Raw genomic sequence first — 961 nt, 5'->3', positions numbered from 1 at the left:
TTGAGTAAATAATATGTTCCCATTTGATGACGATCCACATACTGCCTGCATAGTATGCAGGCATGTATTAAATAAAGAAGAAGCTATTGCTTATATAACTCATGATGAAGATGGTATGTGGCAGTTCTTATGTGATAAAGAACATTCTATGGATGATGCAAGGATTGTATCTCTAGAAGAAGTCTATGCATTAGACCCTTCTATTGGTGAAGCAGCAGATATGCCTTGTGGTTGTTATATAAATAGAAAGTAAAGTGAAGCCTCCTATGTATGTAGGGGGGTTATCTCATTTTATAGGCGTTTTATAGCTTTATTGGTTTACTTGAATAGTGTAAGAGATGGTGGTAATATTTTTATATGAAAGCGAGTAGATAACCAATGAGTAGAAGAGTTAATAGAATACCTGTCATTCTTGATACAGGTAATGTAAAGGAATTACCTCCAGAAGATATCAAGATGATCTTAAGAGCTGCTGATACATGTATTATGAAAGCAGGAAGAAATATGCTTGCTAAGATATTAAAAGGTTCTAAAGACAAAAAGGTATTAGAACTGAAATTAGATGAGTGTCCTGCTTATGGATATTATCATGATATGAAATTAGCTGATATTATGCATTATATTGATTGGATGATTGATGAAGATTATCTTAGAATAAAATATGAAGGGCGTCTTCCCTTATTAGTATTTTCTGATGAAGGATGGGCAATAGAGAAAGAAACATTTGCTCAGGAATTATATCAACAGTTCTGCTTGGATGTAAAAGAAAATAATCCGCGTGTCATTCATAAACTGATTAAAGTAAATAGAAAGGTTATTTTACGTATACTTGATATTATTGAGGAAGAAGGGAATAAGGAATTTATTCCTTGTTTAGAAGCTTATAAAAAAATAGAAACAAAGAGAATTGGTAGACGTATTATTGAAGTAGAGAAGACAATTAAAGATAAAGTGTAGGAGT

At 32.0% G+C, this 961-nt stretch carries 2 protein-coding genes; both read left to right on the top strand.

Going from position 1 to position 961, the window contains the following annotated elements; translation table 11 throughout:
• Positions 1 to 13 precede the first annotated feature (13 nt).
• Positions 14 to 253 (top strand): hypothetical protein, encoded by a 240-nt coding sequence (locus B2S90_RS04250; protein ID WP_279079829.1) that lies wholly within the window; start codon positions 14 to 16, stop codon positions 251 to 253.
• A gap of 125 nt (positions 254 to 378) precedes the next feature.
• A complete protein-coding gene (locus B2S90_RS04245) occupies positions 379 to 957 on the top strand; it encodes an RQC-minor-1 family DNA-binding protein (protein WP_278780202.1) in 579 nt (192 codons plus the stop codon).
• Positions 958 to 961 lie beyond the last annotated feature (4 nt).

This window comes from Catenibacterium sp. UBA627 (assembly GCF_002299355.1).
Lineage (GTDB): Bacteria > Bacillota_I > Bacilli_A > Erysipelotrichales > Coprobacillaceae > Catenibacterium > Catenibacterium mitsuoka.
This window is presented reverse-complemented; position numbering and strand designations above follow the sequence as displayed.